14 protein-coding genes and 1 tRNA gene are annotated in these 16,648 nt (G+C 61.3%); 8 read left to right on the forward strand and 7 right to left on the reverse strand.

Annotated elements, in window-relative coordinates:
* Positions 1-490 precede the first annotated feature (490 nt).
* From AC1DLV_RS16675 to AC1DLV_RS16700, 6 genes are all read left to right on the forward strand, one after another.
* Positions 491-1,756, forward strand: a complete 1,266-nt coding sequence (locus tag AC1DLV_RS16675; RefSeq protein ID WP_476800853.1) for an N-acetylmuramoyl-L-alanine amidase — start codon at positions 491-493, stop codon at positions 1,754-1,756.
* A gap of 216 nt (positions 1,757-1,972) precedes the next feature.
* Positions 1,973-4,414, forward strand: coding sequence for a penicillin-binding protein 1A (locus tag AC1DLV_RS16680; protein WP_476800852.1), 2,442 nt, complete (start codon positions 1,973-1,975; stop codon positions 4,412-4,414).
* A 269-nt stretch (positions 4,415-4,683) separates the two neighbouring features.
* Positions 4,684-5,154: a VOC family protein gene (locus tag AC1DLV_RS16685; RefSeq protein ID WP_476800851.1), complete on the forward strand. Its 471-nt coding sequence runs from the start codon at positions 4,684-4,686 to the stop codon at positions 5,152-5,154.
* A gap of 145 nt (positions 5,155-5,299) precedes the next feature.
* A protein-coding gene (prfB, locus tag AC1DLV_RS16690; protein WP_476800850.1) for a peptide chain release factor 2 occupies positions 5,300-6,431 on the forward strand; the annotation gives its coding sequence in 2 pieces (ribosomal slippage) (positions 5,300-5,365 and positions 5,367-6,431; 1,131 coding nt in all).
* A 144-nt stretch (positions 6,432-6,575) separates the two neighbouring features.
* Entirely contained in the window at positions 6,576-6,914 is a 339-nt protein-coding gene (locus tag AC1DLV_RS16695; RefSeq protein ID WP_476800849.1) for a hypothetical protein, read from the forward strand.
* A gap of 325 nt (positions 6,915-7,239) precedes the next feature.
* Positions 7,240-7,887 (forward strand): YiaD family glycine zipper/OmpA-like lipoprotein, encoded by a 648-nt coding sequence (locus AC1DLV_RS16700; protein ID WP_476800848.1) that lies wholly within the window; start codon positions 7,240-7,242, stop codon positions 7,885-7,887.
* A 160-nt stretch (positions 7,888-8,047) separates the two neighbouring features.
* On the opposite strand, the gene AC1DLV_RS16705 is transcribed toward AC1DLV_RS16700, so the two are convergent.
* Together AC1DLV_RS16705 and AC1DLV_RS16710 are read right to left on the reverse strand one after the other, a co-directional pair.
* Positions 8,048-9,589, reverse strand: coding sequence for a DEAD/DEAH box helicase (locus tag AC1DLV_RS16705; protein ID WP_476800847.1), 1,542 nt, complete (start codon positions 9,587-9,589; stop codon positions 8,048-8,050).
* Positions 9,590-9,756: 167 nt separating this feature from the next.
* On the reverse strand, positions 9,757-10,530 hold the full coding sequence (locus tag AC1DLV_RS16710; protein WP_476800846.1) for an NAD kinase: 774 nt from the start codon (positions 10,528-10,530) through the stop codon (positions 9,757-9,759).
* A 94-nt stretch (positions 10,531-10,624) separates the two neighbouring features.
* Between AC1DLV_RS16710 and AC1DLV_RS16715 the strand changes: the two genes are divergently transcribed.
* Positions 10,625-11,641, forward strand: a complete 1,017-nt coding sequence (locus tag AC1DLV_RS16715) for a GGDEF domain-containing protein (RefSeq protein WP_476800845.1) — start codon at positions 10,625-10,627, stop codon at positions 11,639-11,641.
* A 2-nt stretch (positions 11,642-11,643) separates the two neighbouring features.
* On the opposite strand, the gene AC1DLV_RS16720 is transcribed toward AC1DLV_RS16715, so the two are convergent.
* Positions 11,644-11,811: a hypothetical protein gene (locus tag AC1DLV_RS16720; protein WP_476800844.1), complete on the reverse strand. Its 168-nt coding sequence runs from the start codon at positions 11,809-11,811 to the stop codon at positions 11,644-11,646.
* Between the two features lie 158 nt (positions 11,812-11,969).
* On the opposite strand from AC1DLV_RS16720, the gene AC1DLV_RS16725 reads away from it, so the two are divergent.
* Positions 11,970-12,045 (forward strand) — tRNA-Thr (locus AC1DLV_RS16725).
* A 126-nt stretch (positions 12,046-12,171) separates the two neighbouring features.
* On the opposite strand, the gene AC1DLV_RS16730 is transcribed toward AC1DLV_RS16725, so the two are convergent.
* The 4 genes from AC1DLV_RS16730 to AC1DLV_RS16745 form a co-directional block, all read right to left on the reverse strand.
* Complete coding sequence (locus AC1DLV_RS16730) at positions 12,172-12,678, reverse strand: CAP domain-containing protein (RefSeq protein WP_476800843.1); 507 nt, start codon at positions 12,676-12,678, stop codon at positions 12,172-12,174.
* 743 nt (positions 12,679-13,421) lie between these two features.
* Positions 13,422-14,933: a tripartite tricarboxylate transporter permease gene (locus AC1DLV_RS16735; RefSeq protein WP_476836191.1), complete on the reverse strand. Its 1,512-nt coding sequence runs from the start codon at positions 14,931-14,933 to the stop codon at positions 13,422-13,424.
* 10 nt (positions 14,934-14,943) lie between these two features.
* Positions 14,944-15,405, reverse strand: coding sequence for a tripartite tricarboxylate transporter TctB family protein (locus tag AC1DLV_RS16740; RefSeq protein ID WP_476800841.1), 462 nt, complete (start codon positions 15,403-15,405; stop codon positions 14,944-14,946).
* 250 nt (positions 15,406-15,655) lie between these two features.
* Positions 15,656-16,633, reverse strand: coding sequence for a tripartite tricarboxylate transporter substrate-binding protein (locus AC1DLV_RS16745; RefSeq protein WP_476800840.1), 978 nt, complete (start codon positions 16,631-16,633; stop codon positions 15,656-15,658).
* Between the last annotated feature and the right edge of the window lie 15 nt (positions 16,634-16,648).

A 16,648-nucleotide genomic window follows, 5' to 3' on the forward strand; every position in this document is an offset into this window, starting at 1 on the left:
CTGTCCATGATTGCGTCTGTGGCCAATGCGTGACCTTGCGGAACCTTGTTTCAAATCTAAGCCCGGGAATCCGGACCAGCTACTTTGCTCTTACAGAGCCGGCGCGGAATGAGTGTCCGGCCGTTTTTCTCACGCAGTCGCTACCCCGCCACGGGCCGCGCCTGCGAATCTCGTCGCGATCACTGAAATCTAACTCTAATGCGAGGCGGGCCATCGCTCGTCGCGTGGTTCCCTAGCGGAAGGCGCTGAGGGCGCGGGCCCTGGATTGCAGTGATCCAATGTCGCTTTTATGATTTGGCGAGGTCGAGCGCAACCCCGATTTCCGACGCCGGCAAAGCCTCCTTCAGCGACATGAGGGGAGCATTGCGACAAAGACTCGGTTAACCTTCTTTGGTTACCACTCGTTAATCGAGGGAGCCGCGTATTCGGCTCGCGAACGACAACCGCGCGCGCAAACTGCGCGCCTGCCTTTTGGAGCGGCAACACAGAAATGGGGTCCGTGACGTTGACTGGCAAGAGCCTCCCATTTGTGGGCGTTCCGCCCCAGGGCGCATTTTGCCGTGCGATGTTGGCGTTGTTCGTATTCTTCGCCGTGTTCGTCGGCATCAATTGCCAGCCGGTTTGCGCCGCCGAAGCGATCAAGACGCTCGACTACAAGATGGCCGGCGACGCGACTCACATGCGTATCGTCATGAATTTCGACCGCGAACCAGAACCGAAGTGGATGCTGCTGCGCAGCCCACACCGCCTGGTAATCGACCTTCCCGATGCAATCCTTGCACTCGACGCCAAGGACCTCAAGCCGCGCGGGTTGATCAAGAGTGTGCGCTACGGTGCGTCGGGCGAGGGCGCCTCGCGGCTGATCGTGACTTCGAAGGGGCCCTTCAACGTCGAAAAGGTCGATGTTCTCAAGAACGAAGACGGCTCCGGTTATCGCCTGGTTGCCGATATTGCGGCCGCCTCGGAACGCGAGTTCGACGCGGCACTTGCCATCCAGGCGGAGACCACCGGCTCGACGACAGCCAAGACTGATAGGCTCAACAAGATCGCCGATCGCGGCGAGCGGCCGTTCACGATCGTGCTCGATCCTGGCCATGGCGGCATCGACGGTGGGGCCGAGGGGTTGAACGGTACGGTTGAAAAAACGGTCACGCTCGCCTTTGCCAAGGAATTGAAAGACAAGCTGGCATCCAATAGCGCCTACAAGGTCGTTCTGACGCGCGAGGACGACGAGTTCCTGCGCCTCGACGACCGGGTTCGTATTGCGCGCCAGCAAGAAGCCGACCTCTTCATCTCGATCCATGCCGACACGATTCGACTCAAAGGTATCCGCGGCGCCACCGTCTATACGGTGTCGGACAAGGCGTCCGATGCCGACGCGCAGGCGCTGGCCGATCGCGAAAACCTCTCCGATCAGCTTGCCGGCGTCGATGTTGCCGAAGAAAATCACGAAGTCTCTGATATTCTGGTCGATCTGATCCGGCGAGAGACGCATGGGTTTTCGGCACGCTTTGCCCGATCTCTGGTCGGCGAACTGACGCCGACGGTTGGCATGATCAACAATCCGCATCGCTCCGCAGGCTTCAAGGTGCTCAAGGCACCCGACGTGCCGTCGGTGCTGGTCGAACTCGGCTACCTCTCCAATCCACAGGACGAAGAGCAGCTTCGCAGCGCCGATTGGCGCGAAAAGGCGGCAACAAGCATTTCGAAGGCTGTTGCGGCTTTTGTCGCGGAGCGAGGCGTTCCAGGCGGCTGATGCTGACAGCGGGCTTCTCGTCGGCGTTGCCGAGAGGTCACGGACCGAGCATTAATAGTGTTTTCGACTAGAATCTTGGGCGCATGCGAGGCGATTGCCGTATTTTGCCCACAACCGCGCGACATGGGTGGCCGATTGCGGATCGGGACAGTACCTGCAGCTTGCGGTGATGGCGGGTTGGTTTAGGAAATTCCCGAACCTTGTACTGGAGCGGGCATGATTCGTCTTATCGGCTATTTCTTCGGCATCGGCACGACGCTTGCGCTCGTCGTTGCAGCGGGCGTGGCGCTCTATCTCGGCCAGCTCACCAAGGAACTTCCCGACTACGAGGTGCTCGCCAAATACGAGCCGCCCGTGACGACGCGCATCCACGCCTCCGATGGCGCGCTCATGGGCGAGTTCGCGCGCGAGCGCCGGCTCTATCTGCCGATCCAGGCCGTGCCCGATCGCGTCAAGGCGGCGTTCCTATCGGCCGAAGACAAGAACTTCTACAATCATCCCGGCATCGACATCATGGGCTTTTCGCGCGCCGCGCTCGCCTATGTCACCGGTGGTCCGACGCAAGGTGGCTCGACCATCACGCAGCAGGTCGCCAAGAACTTCCTGCTCTCCAACGAGCAGACGATGGACCGCAAGGCCAAGGAAGCCATCCTGTCGTTCCGCATCGAGCAGGCCTATTCCAAGGACCGTATCCTCGAACTCTACCTCAATGAGATATTCTTCGGCCTTGGCGCCTACGGCATCGCCGGTGCGGCGCTGACCTATTTCGACAAGTCGGTGAACGAGCTGACGGTGGCAGAGGCCGCTTATCTCGCGGCTCTGCCGAAAGGACCGTCCAACTATCACCCGTTCAAATACGCCGCGCGCGCCGTCGAGCGCCGCAACTGGGTAATCCAGCAGATGGTGGTCAACGGCTACATTTCGCGCGAGGAGGGCGAGAAGGCCAAGGCTGAGCCGCTCGGCGTGACGCCGCGCCGTACCGGCACCTACGTCTTCGCTGGCGAATATTTCACCGAGGAAGTCCGCCGCGAATTGATTGCGCGCTACGGCCAGGACGCGCTCTATGAAGGCGGCCTGTCGGTTCGCACCACGCTCGACCCGAAGCTTCAGGCCATGGCGCGCAAGGCCATGCAGTCGGGCCTGGAGAAATATGATCGCCTGCGCGGCTATCGCGGTCCGGTCAAGAACATCGACATTTCTGGCGATTGGGGCACGGCACTTGGGGCGGTCAAGGCTCTGGGCGACGTTCCCGAATGGCGCTTGGCCGTTGTTCTCGACAGCTCGAAGACCGGGCTCGACATCGGCCTGCAGCCCAAGCGCGAAGTATCCGGCGCTCTGTCCAAGGATCGCGAGCAGAGCTCCGTGTCGAAGGACGATATGAGCTTTGCCATGCGTTATGTCGCCGCCGGCAAGCGCCTCAAGGCAAATTCGCCCGCTGAAGTGCTCAAGGCCGGCGACGTGATCTACGTCCAGAAGAATGAGGGTGGCGCCGGCTATGCGCTGCGCCAGGTGCCGGAAGTGGAAGGTGGCCTCGTTGCCATGGATCCGCACACTGGCCGCGTGCTCGCCATGGTCGGCGGGTTCTCTTTCGCGCAGTCCGAGTTCAATCGCGCGACCCAGGCGATGCGTCAGCCCGGCTCGGCATTCAAGCCCTTCGTCTATGCGGCTGCGCTCGACAACGGCTACACGCCGGCCTCCGTCATCATGGACGGCCCGATCACCATCCAGTCTGGCAACACCTCCTGGACGCCCAAGAACTATGATGGCAAGGCCGCTGGACCGTCGACCTTGCGCGCCGGCATCGAGCGCTCGCGCAATCTCATGACGGTGCGCCTGGCCAACGACATGGGCATGAAGACGGTTGCCGAATATGCCGAGCGTTTCGGTGTCTACGACAAGCTCGCACCGTATCTGCCGATGGCGCTGGGCGCGGGCGAGACCACGGTGATGCGCATGGTCTCAGCTTATGCGGTGATGGCCAATGGTGGCCGCCAGATCAAGCCGTCGCTGATCGACCGGATCCAGGACCGCTACGGCAAGACGGTGTTCAAGCATGACGAGCGTGGCTGCGAAGGATGTGTCGCCACCGAATGGGCCAACCAGCCCGAGCCGGAACTGGTCGACAATTCCGAGCAGGTGCTCGACCCGATGACGGCCTACCAGATCACCTCGATGCTGGAAGGTGTGGTCCTGCGCGGCACTGCAACGACGTTGCTGTCGCTCAACCGTCCGATGGCGGGCAAGACAGGAACGACCAACGACGAGAAGGACGCCTGGTTCGTCGGCTATACGCCCAACCTCGTCGTCGGACTGTACCTTGGCTATGACAAGCCGCAGGGGCTCGGCAAGGGCACCACCGGTGGCGGTCTCGCAGCACCCGTGTTCAAGGACTTCATGACCGTGGCGCTCGACGGTACGCCCAAGGTCGACTTCGTCGTTCCGGCCGGCATGAAGGTGATTTCGATCGACCGCAAGACCGGCATGCAGGCGTCGGAAGGTGCGCCCGGCACGATCATGGAAGCGTTCAAGCCCGGCACCGGACCCGCCGACAGCTACTGGGTCATCGGCATGGGTGAGGACGGCACCAATGGTTATGGCGGAGCACTCTCGCCGCAGGCCAGCAAGGCCATCAGCGAAGGTGGCGGCGGCCTCTACTAAGATCGCAGTCCAGTCCGGCATCAGCTGGACCCTTTGACGGAACTGACAAATGCGCGTGGCCAAGCCGCGCGCATTTTTTGTTGTGTTCGAATGGCGGTCCATCTGCCTCTTGCAAATAGCCAAATAGTTATATAGCCTTTCAGTTATTGAATGGGCGTCGAGGGGCGTACGCGAACTCCGAAGTCATGTCGGAGCGTTCGTTGCTCGATCGTCCTTGAAGCAGCAGCCTCGATGGTGGCGCAGTCCGATTTCAAAGCAGGGAGAGAGTGATGCAGAAGATCAGCCCATTCCTATGGTTCGACAACCAGGCCGAAGAGGCCGCCAAGTTCTACACATCGGTGTTCAAGAACTCGAAGATCGGCAAGATGACCCGATATGGCGAGGCAGGGCCAGGGCCCGCCGGCAGCGTCATGGTGGCCGAGTTCGAGCTTGAGGGCATGGGTTTCACCGCCCTGAACGGCGGTCCGCACTTCAAGTTCACCGAAGCGATCTCGATGTCCATCGACTGCAAGGATCAGGCCGAGGTCGACTATTTCTGGACCAAATTGTCGGAAGGTGGCCAGCCCGGCCAGTGCGGTTGGCTGAAGGACAAGTTCGGCCTTTCCTGGCAGGTCGTTCCCGAAGCCTTGCCTCGGCTGCTCGGCGATGCCGATGGCGCCAAGGCCAGCCGGGTGATGCAGGCGATGTTGCAGATGACCAAGATCGACGTCGCCAAACTCGAAGCGGCTTACGTCGGCTAGGCAACGCAGGGCACGACAAAGCTGGCGGGCGGGAGCACATGGCTCCCGCCCATTTTGCTTTACACAGGGCGACCTCATCCCTATGTTCCGCGCGGATTCAACAAGCCGCCTTCGGGTGCGAAACAAGCAAAAAGAAGCAATCTCCATGCGCGCGGAAACGCAGAACATTGTCGACGAAATCAGGCAGGCCATAAGCCTGCTGAGGAGGCATCTTTGACTGGGATCAGGCGGTAAAACGGCTTGATTACCTGAACATGCGGGCAGAGGACGGCAACCTCTGGAACGACCCGCAGGAGGCGCAGAAGCTGATGCGCGAGCGCCAGTCGCTCGACGACAGCATCCGCTCTATCCAGGGGCTCAGCCAGGCGCTGGAAGACAATATCGGCCTGATCGAGATGGGCGAGGAGGAAGGCGATGCTGACATCATCAGCGAAGCCGAAACCGCCATCCGTTCGCTGGCCGGTGAAATCCGGGCGCGCCAAATCGAGTCGCTGCTGTCGGGCGAAGCCGACAAGAACGACACCTATCTCGAAGTCCACGCCGGCGCCGGCGGCACCGAGAGCCAGGACTGGGCGAACATGCTGCTGCGCATGTACACGCGCTGGGCCGAACGCCGCCGCTTCAAGGTCGAGATTCTGGAAGTCCATGACGGCGAAGAAGCCGGCATCAAATCCGCCACGCTCCTCATCAAGGGCCACAATGCCTATGGCTGGCTGAAGACGGAATCGGGCGTCCATCGGCTTGTCCGCATCTCGCCTTTTGACAGCAATGCACGGCGCCACACGTCGTTCTCGAGCATCTGGGTCTATCCGGTCGTCGACGATTCGATCGAAATCGACGTCTCGGAATCGGATGTCCGCATCGACACCTACCGTTCTTCGGGCGCAGGCGGCCAGCACGTCAACACCACCGACTCGGCGGTGCGCATCACGCACATCGCCACCGGCATCGCTGTCGCTTGTCAGGCCGAACGCTCGCAGCACAAGAACAAGGCGAAGGCCTGGGAAATGCTGCGCTCGCGCCTCTACGAGGAAGAGCTGAAGAAGCGCGAAGCTGCGGCCAACGCTACTGAGGCGTCGAAGACCGATATCGGCTGGGGCCACCAGATCCGTTCTTACGTATTGCAGCCCTACCAGCTGGTGAAGGACCTTCGCACCGGCGTCGAAAGCACAAGCCCGTCCGACGTTCTCGATGGCGACCTTGACGACTTCATGGAGGCGTCGCTGTCGCAGCGTATCGAAGGCGGGGCAGGGCAGGCGGTCGCTGATCTCGACTAGCGGCTAGCTTCCTTCCGTAACTTGCACCCGGTCATCCGCAGGTAGCGATGACCGGGCACCGGTTGCTGGAACATCTTGCGGTAACTTTTCGTTAAGCATGCGGGCGGAGGATTCGCTTGGGAGGAGATCTCAGGGGAACGCGTCATGTTGTGCCCAGGAAAACGCCCGCCGCGGAGATATGCGCTTGCTGTCTCTGCCCTTGTGCTGATTGCTCTCAACGTCCCGCCCGCTTTTTCGCACGACGCGCCAAAGGGCTGGACCTATCCCTTTGCCTGTTGCTCTGGCTATGACTGCCGCGAGGTGCCGAAGAAGGCGATCAGCGAGCGCCCGCAGGGCTATGTCATCGAGGGCACCGGAGAGGTCGTCACCTATCAGGATGCCCGCGTCAAACCCTCGCCGGACGGCGAATACCACTGGTGTTCGGTCGACGGCGCCGACAACACCCGGACCATCTGCCTGTTTGTGCCATCGAAATCATATTGATCGCGGTTGCTGACGATGTTCCTGACGCCATTGTGTGAGCAGCGCCTGCTATTGTGTTCTGTTGCCAGTGGGGCGGCGGCGCAAAATCGATTATGTTCAATTCGCGTCTGTTCGACGACTTCGAGCTCGACAAGATCGAGGTTGCGGTGATCGACGGAAGGAAGCTGCGGTAACAGGCAAAATTTCTCATGCAAGGCGGGTTCGAGTTTGCTCGCTTGTTACTGCTGCCGTTCCGTTTTTCGCCGCATTTCATGCTACAAGGCCGGTGAAGGGCTTTGCGTGGAGCGCCGTTGCGTTTCGCGGGTACTGAGAGGGACATCCTTAAATGAAGAAGACAGTGATTTTCGCGCTGGCTGGCAGCATGTTTGTTGGCGCCTGCACGACCGACCCATATACGGGCCAGCAGAAGGTTTCGAACGCCGCAGCAGGCGCAGGTATTGGTGCGCTTGCCGGTGCGGGCCTTGGCCTGCTTGCCGGCGGCAATGACCGCCGCAACGCGCTGATCGGCGCGGGCGTTGGCGCTTTGGCTGGTGGCCTTGCCGGCGGCTACATGGACAGGCAGGAATCCGAACTGCGCGCCCAGCTTCAGGGCAGCGGCGTCAGTGTCACCCGCGCCGGTGACCAGATCATCCTGAACATGCCGTCCAACATTACCTTCGCCAGCGACCAGGACGCCGTGAAGTCGGGCTTCTACAACACCCTCAATTCGGTTGCGCTGGTGCTGAAGAAGTACAGCCAGACCACGGTCGACGTGTTCGGCCATACCGATTCGACCGGCGGCGACCAGCACAATTTCGACCTGTCGCAGCGCCGTGCGCTGTCGGTGGCCAACTACCTCGGCTCCCAGGGTGTCGATTCGCGTCGCTTCGCCGTCACCGGCTTCGGTGCAACCCGGCCAATCGCTTCCAACGCAACGGCCGAGGGCCGCGCGCAGAACCGTCGTGTCGAGATACAGCTGTCGCCGCTTACCTGAGCGGTTCAATCAAGCAAAAGAAAACGGCCCCGCAAGGGGCCGTTTTTCATTGGGGCGCTGGCTAAACCAACCGCAAAGGGCGTCGCTGCTCGTTGAATTGCTTCAGTCGCCAAAAGAAAACGGCCCCCGAAGGAGCCGTTTTCTTTGAGACGCTTGGCTCTCAGATATTTGTCTCGATCAGCATGAAGGCCGGCAGGTCGTCGCCGAAACCGACCGTGCGGTCGTCGTCTTCTTCACGATCGCGATTGTTGCGGCGGTGGCCGCGATTGTCGTCACGACGCGGCTTGTCTTCATGCTCGCGCGGCTTGCGATCGGCGTTGCCGTTCCGGATCGCTTCCTTGCGCTCACGGCGCTCGTTGATGTCGGATACCACGTTGTCGACCGGAGCTTCGCTTGCGACAACTGCTGCCTGGGCGACGGGCGCTTCTTCACGCGGCTTGCGGTCGCGCTCACGGCCATGCTTTTCCTTGCCGGCACGGCGCGGTGCGCCACGGCCACGGCGCGGAGCCTCGTCCTCGCCTTCGCTGGCGATCACCGTCGAAAGGTCGCCATCGTGCCATTCGATTGGCAGGCCGGTCAGTCGCTCGATGGCGTCGACATATTTGGTGTCGGACTTGGTAACGATGGTGAAGGCCTTGCCCAGCCGTCCGGCACGACCGGTGCGGCCGATGCGGTGGACATAGTCTTCCGCATGAATCGGCACGTCGTAGTTGAAAACGTGGCTGACTTCGGGAATGTCGAGGCCGCGCGCGGCAACGTCGGAGGCAACGAGGAGCTTCAGTTTGCCGTCGCGGAAGCCGGCGAGCATCGCCATGCGGGCGCGCTGATCCATGTCGCCATGCAGGGCGCCGGCGTCGAAGTCGTGCTTGACCAGCGAGCGGAACAGTTCCGACACGTCGACCTTGCGGTTGCAGAAGATGATGGCGTTCTTGATCTCGTCGCCTTCGGCATTGATCAGCTTGCGCAGCGTTTCGCGCTTGTCCCACGGCTTGGGGCCGGACTTGACGAGGCGCTGGGTGATGTTGGTGCTGGTCGATGCTGCCTTGGAGACCTCGACGCGTATAGGCGCGTGCAGGAACTGCTCGGTCAACTTGGTGATTTCAGGCGGCATTGTCGCCGAGAAGAACAGCGTCTGCCTAGTGAACGGGATCAGCTTACAGATACGCTCGATGTCGGGAATGAAGCCCATGTCGAGCATGCGGTCGGCTTCGTCGATGACCAGGATCTCGACGCCGGTGAGCAGAAGTTTGCCGCGTTCGAAATGGTCGAGCATGCGGCCGGGCGTGGCAATCAGAACGTCGGCGCCGCGCTCAAGCTTCTTTTCCTGCTCGTCGAACGATACGCCGCCGATCAAAAGGGCGATGTTGAGCCGGTGGTTCTTGCCGTATTTGACGAAGTTCTCTTCGACCTGGGCGGCGAGTTCGCGCGTCGGTTCGAGGATCAGCGTGCGTGGCATGCGTGCCCTGGCGCGGCCCTTTTCAAGGCGCGTCAGCATCGGCAGCACGAAGGATGCCGTCTTGCCGGTGCCCGTCTGGGCGATACCCAGCACGTCCTTTCCCTGCAGCGCGTGCGGAATCGCGCCTGCCTGGATCGGCGTAGGCTGCGTGTAGCCGGCGTCGGTGACTGCGGAAAGGACCTTCGGCGAAAGGCCGAGGTCTGCGAAGGTCAACGCTTCTGAAGCGGTCTGAGTGTCTTCGGACAAGTTTGTTGGCTGTCTTTGCTCGTTCAAGGGCGCGGCGATCTGGCCACGACAGGCGCAACTCGCCTGCAATATGCCGCAACGCGATAGGCGTAAGTGCGCGATTTGTCAACTCAAACTGGCACCTACACGGCGATTGCAGCTGTTTACTTCTAGCTGTGGCCCAAAGCTCAGTATCTGAACTGCTCGGCCAGGATGCGCTCACTCCAGGAATGACCGGCGTCGAACAGCAAGGTGGCGGTATGGTTTGCCGATTCCTTGACCTCGACCGAGACCACCGACTTGACTTCCGTGTGGTCGGCGACTGCGTTCACCGGGCGCTTTTGTTCTTCCAGGATGTCAAAGCGAACCACTGCGGTCTTGGGCAAAAGCGCGCCGCGCCAGCGTCGCGGCCTGAACGGGCTGACCGGGGTCAGCGCCAGAAGCGGCGCGTCGAGCGGCAGGATGGGACCGTGGGCCGATAGATTGTAGGCTGTGGACCCAGCCGGCGTTGCCACCATCACGCCGTCGCATATCAGTTCCTCCAGTCGAACCTTGCCGTCGACCGAAATGCGCAACCGTGCCGCCTGGTAGGACTGGCGCAACAGCGAGACCTCGTTGATGGCAAGCGCGTCCCTGGTGACACCCGCATTGTCGATCGTCACCATTTCCAGTGGCCGGATGGTTTCGGCAACTGCTGAGGCAAGTCGCTCGGGTAGGGCGCTCTCATTAAATTCGTTCATCAGGAAGCCGACGGTGCCACGGTTCATGCCGTAGACGCATTTGCCGGTGCTCATCGTCTCACGCAGTGTCTGCAACAGGAAGCCGTCTCCGCCCAAGGCAACAACGATGTCGGCCTGATCGTAAGACGTCTGGCCATAGCGCTTGGAAAGGCGCTCGGCCGCGGCGTCGGCCTCCGCTGTGCCGGAGGATGCGAACGAGAATGTCAGCGACTTGGCGTCCATGTGCTCCCTACAGGCGGTCCGAACGCCGATGTCGTCCGCCGCAACGGGGGTAGCATGCTGATTTGTCGAAGCAAAGGGAGCGGACAGGCGCCTTATGTCGCCAGGCCTGTTGGCCATAGCTTATCCGGCCCCCGCCCCAGGCGATCTCACATATGCCGCTACCTACGAGTTTCTTGGTCGTCACCGGGCCTGGGTGAATGTTGAACATGGAACACTGCGACGTTCCAGGCGCGGACCTCACTCGGACCAATGCGATCTCTGTACATCTGTGCCCGGATGGCAAAGCATTAAGTTTCAACCGCTATCCACCACTGCAAGAGGGGGCACGAACTGCAGGGACAACGCCGTGTGGAAGATCGCGTTCAAGGCCAGCTTGATCACCATTGCCGTCATCGTCGTGAGCCAAATCGTATCGTTTTCGATCCGCTATTCGGCCGGCCAGCCCTTCACGGCGTTCGTCTTCGCGATGAACTCGATCCTGCCCGTGCTGACAGCGTTTCCGGCCGGCTTCCTGATTTTCTGGCAGAACGAAAAGCTGAAGCGGGCACTTGCCGAGCTGCAGGAGGCCCATACTCAGCTCAAGACAAAGGCTACCCATGACCAGATGACCGGCCTGTTGAACCGGGAGGCCTTTTTCGAGAAGTCGAAACAAGCGCGGCGCAAATGCGATCACGGCGCGCTTTTGTTGATCGACGCCGATAATTTCAAGAACATCAACGACAGCTTCGGTCACCTCGTCGGCGACGAGGCGCTCAAGCTGATTTCAAACGCGTTGCGGATCTCTATCCGCGAGCATGACCTTGTCGGACGTGTCGGCGGCGAGGAGTTTTGCGTCTTATTGCCTGCGACAAATCGCGACGACGCGGAAGCTATTGCAGAGCGGATTCGCATGGAGGTCGAACAACTGGTCTTCCATCCGGTCGAAGGACACCCGCATCCGTTGAGTGTCAGCATAGGAGCGGTCGTATCAGACGGGCAGCAGCCGACGTCGCAACTGATGCGCCTTGCCGACCGCTGCCTCTACGAGGCCAAGGAGCAAGGGCGCAATCGTGTGGTGTTTGCGGAGACAATGACGTCGGCTGCCCAGCAAACACCAGCTTGTGCGCAATGAGGTCAGCCCAGGCCGGTGACGTGGCGCAGATAGAAGGCGAGCGCGATGAAACCGATGATCGCGGCGACGCCGGTCCAGTCGACCTGCGCCTCTTTGATCTGGCGAAACAGCTTGAGCAACAGCAGCCAGGCGACAATCACCACCACCGCAATGATCACAAACCTGAGCATCCATCACCTCCGAGCAGGGTCCTGTCGACCCGCTGCAAACATGTAGTGAGCACCTGTGCGCAGTTTTAGGTCCCTCAGACCGCGCTGCCTGGGGATGCTTCGCCATTCTCTCGAAATTGTCTTTACTGGGCCGAAAAATATGCTAACCGGAGCAAATTGCCCTTGTAGCTCAGATGGTAGAGCAGCGGTTTTGTAAACCGAAGGTCGCGGGTTCGATTCCTGCCGGGGGCACCACTTCCCACTTGAACAGCTCATAGACCACCAGTTCAAGGCAGCGGCCCTTGAACGGCTTGAGGGCGGTTGCGTATGACTGCTTGAGGCGGAACATTGCCGTTGACCCGGTTATCCGGGCGGCCGGCACTATCGGCAAGCGAAGAAAGTCGAATAAGGGCCAACTACGGAAACACCCGCGTAGCGGATGTTGGGCCGAAGCAAGTTCGTCCGATGGTGTGCCGAGTTCTTCCATCCCGCAAAAAGCTGCTGTGCGTTTTGATAGTTATAACCAACGTTCTCCGCACATACGACGCTGAGGCCGGCAGCCTTTGCTTGGGCTGATCGCTGGCGGAAGCCATCATGGCCGAGGCTGTTTCTTGCCGCTTGGTACCGGCTATGTTGCCTCGCCAAAGCCTCCAGCGTGCGGTGAGAGGCTAGCGGCGAGAGGCCTCGGCTCACCCTGTAGGCATTGATCAGGGCAAGCGTCTCAGTGCCGAAATCGCCTGCTGCGGCGATGGGCGTACCTAACCAAGCCGAAACGAGAAGCGCAGTCGCGGCCGTCTTTGAAGTTTTCATTCTCGGATTTTTCATGGCGATTGCGACAGATTTACGTTCCGCAATCCTTTCCGTCTTTAACTTGACTGCCTGCAGCATGGCGTAAATCGAAAGGGGCTCGGCAGCAAGGGGATCGAACTTGCGCGATCAATTTGATCTAGCGCAAAAAGCTGCCGCCGGATTTGACTATGATAGCCCTTATCGGGTGCATCACCCTCTGTTTGCACTTGATCCCAACTGTGCTCGCCCGCGCTGTATTCCCATTCGGCGCGGGCTTTTTTCACGCATGACAAGCCGTCGTTGCCGATCTGCGAGCGCGTCGGATTGGGTTTTGTTTGCGCTGGCGCAAAGAGCGCCTGCCTGGTCGAGGTCATTTTACCGAGCTGACTGATCGGAGAAACGCTCGTGCCTGAAGCCAACCAAGATAGCACCCTGATTCCAATGCTGATTGCCGGACTTGTTCTGGTCGTGGTCGGGGGCATCGTCATCATGATGTTCGTCTGACGACGCCTGCGGACGGCTAGACGCATCCGCAATTTATCGGCCCGTCGCCACTGACGGCCGGCTGGCCCATGCCCAAAAAGAACCCGCCGTGAGGGCGGGGGATCGATTTACACAGCGGGCCAAAAAAGCAATCGTCGCAGCATGCGTCGTCAAACCGGGTGGCTGGGGTTCGAAGCGCCTCGCTCACATCCGATATTCAAATTCACGCGAACCAGACGCGTGGTCAAATCACCATTCGCGTTTATGCACCGCTATGCTCATTTACCTGGAGCCCCGCAGTTCCATGCTGCAACCAATGCGCGCCGACCCAAGCTTGGGTCGGCGCGCAGTTGCGTGCGTCAGGCTTCTTCTTCGACAAAGACCTCGTCGCGTTTCTTGCGCACTGCCGGCAGCAACACCACGATCAGCACGCAGGCAGCCAGTGCGAGCAGTAGCGCACTGATCGGACGGGTGACGAAGGTGGTCGGGTCGCCGCGCGACAGGATCATTGCGCGGCGCAGGTTTTCCTCGAGCAGCGGCCCAAGCACGAAGCCGAGCAGCAAAGGTGCCGGCTCGCAACGCAGCTTGACCAGCGCGTAGCCGACGAGGCCGAAGAAAGCGACGGCGTAGAGGTCGAAGACGTTGGAGTTCACGCTGTAGACGCCGATGGCGCAGAACGCCATGATGATCGGAAACAGCACGTAGTAGGGCACGGTCAAGAGCTTCACCCACAGCCCGATCAGCGGCAGGTTGAGGATGATCAGCATCAGGTTGCCGATCCACATCGAAGCGATGATGCCCCAAAAAAGAGCCGGCTGCTCGGTGGCGACATTGGGGCCAGGCACGATGCCCTGGATGATCATCGCGCCGATCATCAGCGCCATGACTGGGTTGGCCGGGATGCCAAGCGTCAACATTGGGATGAACGAGGTCTGCGCACCCGCATTGTTAGCCGATTCCGGGCCGGCGACGCCTGCCACTGCACCCTTGCCGAACTCTTCAGGGTGCTTGGAGACGCGCTTTTCGACGGTGTAGGAGGCAAAGGCCGCAAGGATCGCGCCGCCGCCAGGCAGGATGCCGAGTGCCGAGCCGATGGCCGTGCCGCGCAGGATGGGTGCTGCCATCTCGCGGAAATCCTGGCGCGTCGGCATCAGGCCCGAAACCTTGGCCATCAGCACTTCACGGGTCTTTTCGCTTTCGAGGTTGCGCAGGATTTCGGCGACGCCGAACACGCCGACCGCGACCGCAACGAAGTTGAGCCCGTCGGCATATTCGCGGATGCCAAGGGTGAAGCGTGGCGTGCCGGTGTAGATGTCGGTGCCAACGAGGCCGAGCAGAAGGCCGAGGACGACCATCGCCAGCGCCTTGATGATCGAGCCATGGGCGAGGGCGATGGACGACACGAGGCCGACCACCATCAGCGAGAAGTACTCGGCCGCACCGAATTGCAGCGCGATTGCCGTCAGCGGCGGGGCGAAGATGGCGACCAGGAAGGTCGAAACCGTGCCAGCGAAAAACGAGCCGATGGCGGCGATGGCGAGCGCGGCTCCCGCGCGGCCCTTGCGTGCCATCTGGTAGCCGTCGATGGCGGTGACGGCGGAGGAGGATTCGCCCGGCATGTTGATGAGGATGGCTGTGGTCGAACCGCCATACTGCGCGCCGTAATAGATGCCGGCGAGCATGATCAGCGAGGAGACCGGATCGCCGATCTGGAAGGTAATCGGCAACAGCATCGCGATGGTGGCGGTGGCGCCGATGCCGGGCAACACGCCGATGAGGGTGCCGAGCAAGACGCCGATCAGGCAGAAGCCGAGATTGGAGAGCGTTGTGGCAGTTGAGAAGCCGAGCGCGAGATTGTCGAAGAGTTCCATCACATCCTCCTTAGAACGGCAGCCAGGGGCCGAAGCGCTGGAACGGCAGGCCGAGCGCGTAGCTGAACACGGCGACCGAAAACAGCGTCACTCCGGCGGAGAGGATGACAGCGGCGAGCGGCTTCATCCGCGCCGAGGCAAAAGCAGCGATCAGGCAGGTCAGGAAGATCGACGGAACGAAGCCAAGCCCGCGCACGGTGAGGCCGAAGAAGATCGGCGCCGGCAAGATGAAGGCCATGCCGCGCCAGGCGATCGGGCCGATCGGCTCGCCCTCGACCCGGGTGGCCTGGACGATGACGACGAGGCCGAGAACGATCAGCACGCAAGCCAGGACCAGCGGAAAATAGCCCGGTCCCATGCGGAATGTGGTGCCCAGGTCGAGACCCAGCGACTGGGTGGCGAAAAACGCGCCGGTGGCGACGAAGATCGCTCCGCAGGCGGCGTTGGTGGGATCGATGGCGAGGTTTTTCATGGGAAGGCCCTCTGCTGGCGCCTGATGTGAATAGCTGCGTCACGCTGCCCCCATCCGCTTGCCGGCACTTTCTCCCCGTACATTGACAGGGAGAAAGGAACTGGCATCTGACGCCTGTCTCATTCCTAGGCGTCGGCGATTGGCAAGAGGCTGCGGCAGTCTGCCTTCTCCCCGTTCACGGGAAGAAGGTGCCGGCAGGCGGATGAGGGCAGCGCTTTACGCGATCGATTTCCGCCACAGGCGAGGTGCCTTAGTCGGCGAACTGGCCGGCGCTCTCGATGATCGGCTTCCAGCGTGCGATTTCGCCTTCGAGCTTGGCCTTGAGCGCTGCCGGGGTTGCGTCGGCTTCCGACGACGGCACGGTGCCGAGTTCGGCGAAGCGGGCAACGACGTTGGGGTCCTTGAGGGCCGCCTGCAGCGACTTGGACAGGCGCTCGGTCACCTCAGCCGGGGTGCCCTTGGGCGCGTAGAGGCCGTGCCAGATGCCAACTTCCATGCCTTCGAGGCCGCCTTCCTTGGTGGTCGGCACGTCGGCAAGCACGTCGAGGCGCTTCGGCGAAGTCACGGCGTAAGCCTTGATGGTGCCGCCCTGGATCTGCTTGGTGGTGTTGGTGGTCTGGTCGCACATGATGTCGACCTGGCCGCCGAGAAGGTCGGTCATGGCCGGACCCGTGCCCTTGTAGGGAACGGTGACCAAGGGCGTGCCGATGGCGCTCATGAACAGCATGCCGCACAGATGCGAGGCAGCACCGATGCCGGCATTGGCGACGGTCACTGTGTCCTTGTTGGCCTTGGCGTATTCGACAAGGCCCTTGAGGTCGGTCGGCGCGAGATCCTTCTTGGCAACGATCGTCATCGGCACTTCGGTGACCAGGCCGACATATTCGAAGGCGTTCAGCGTGTCATAGGCGAGCTTGCGGTAGAGCGTTGCGCTGGTGGCCATGCCGATGTGGTGCAGCAGAAGCGTGTAGCCGTCGGCATCGGCCGAGGCGACGCGGCCGGCTCCGAGCGTGCCGCCGGCTCCGCCGACGTTTTCAACGATGACCTGCTGGCCGAGGTCCTTCGACATTGATTCAGCAACGAGGCGCGTGACCGTATCGGTCGGGCCGCCGGCCGAGAACGGAACGACGACGGTGATGGTGCGCTCAGGATAGGCCTGCGCGTTGGCGGCGAGCGGGAATACGGCAAGCGTTGCGGCAGCCGTCAGCGAGGCGAGCAGTCTCTTCATGAAATCCTCCCGGGA

The organism is Aminobacter sp. 01T433 (genome assembly GCF_056398585.1).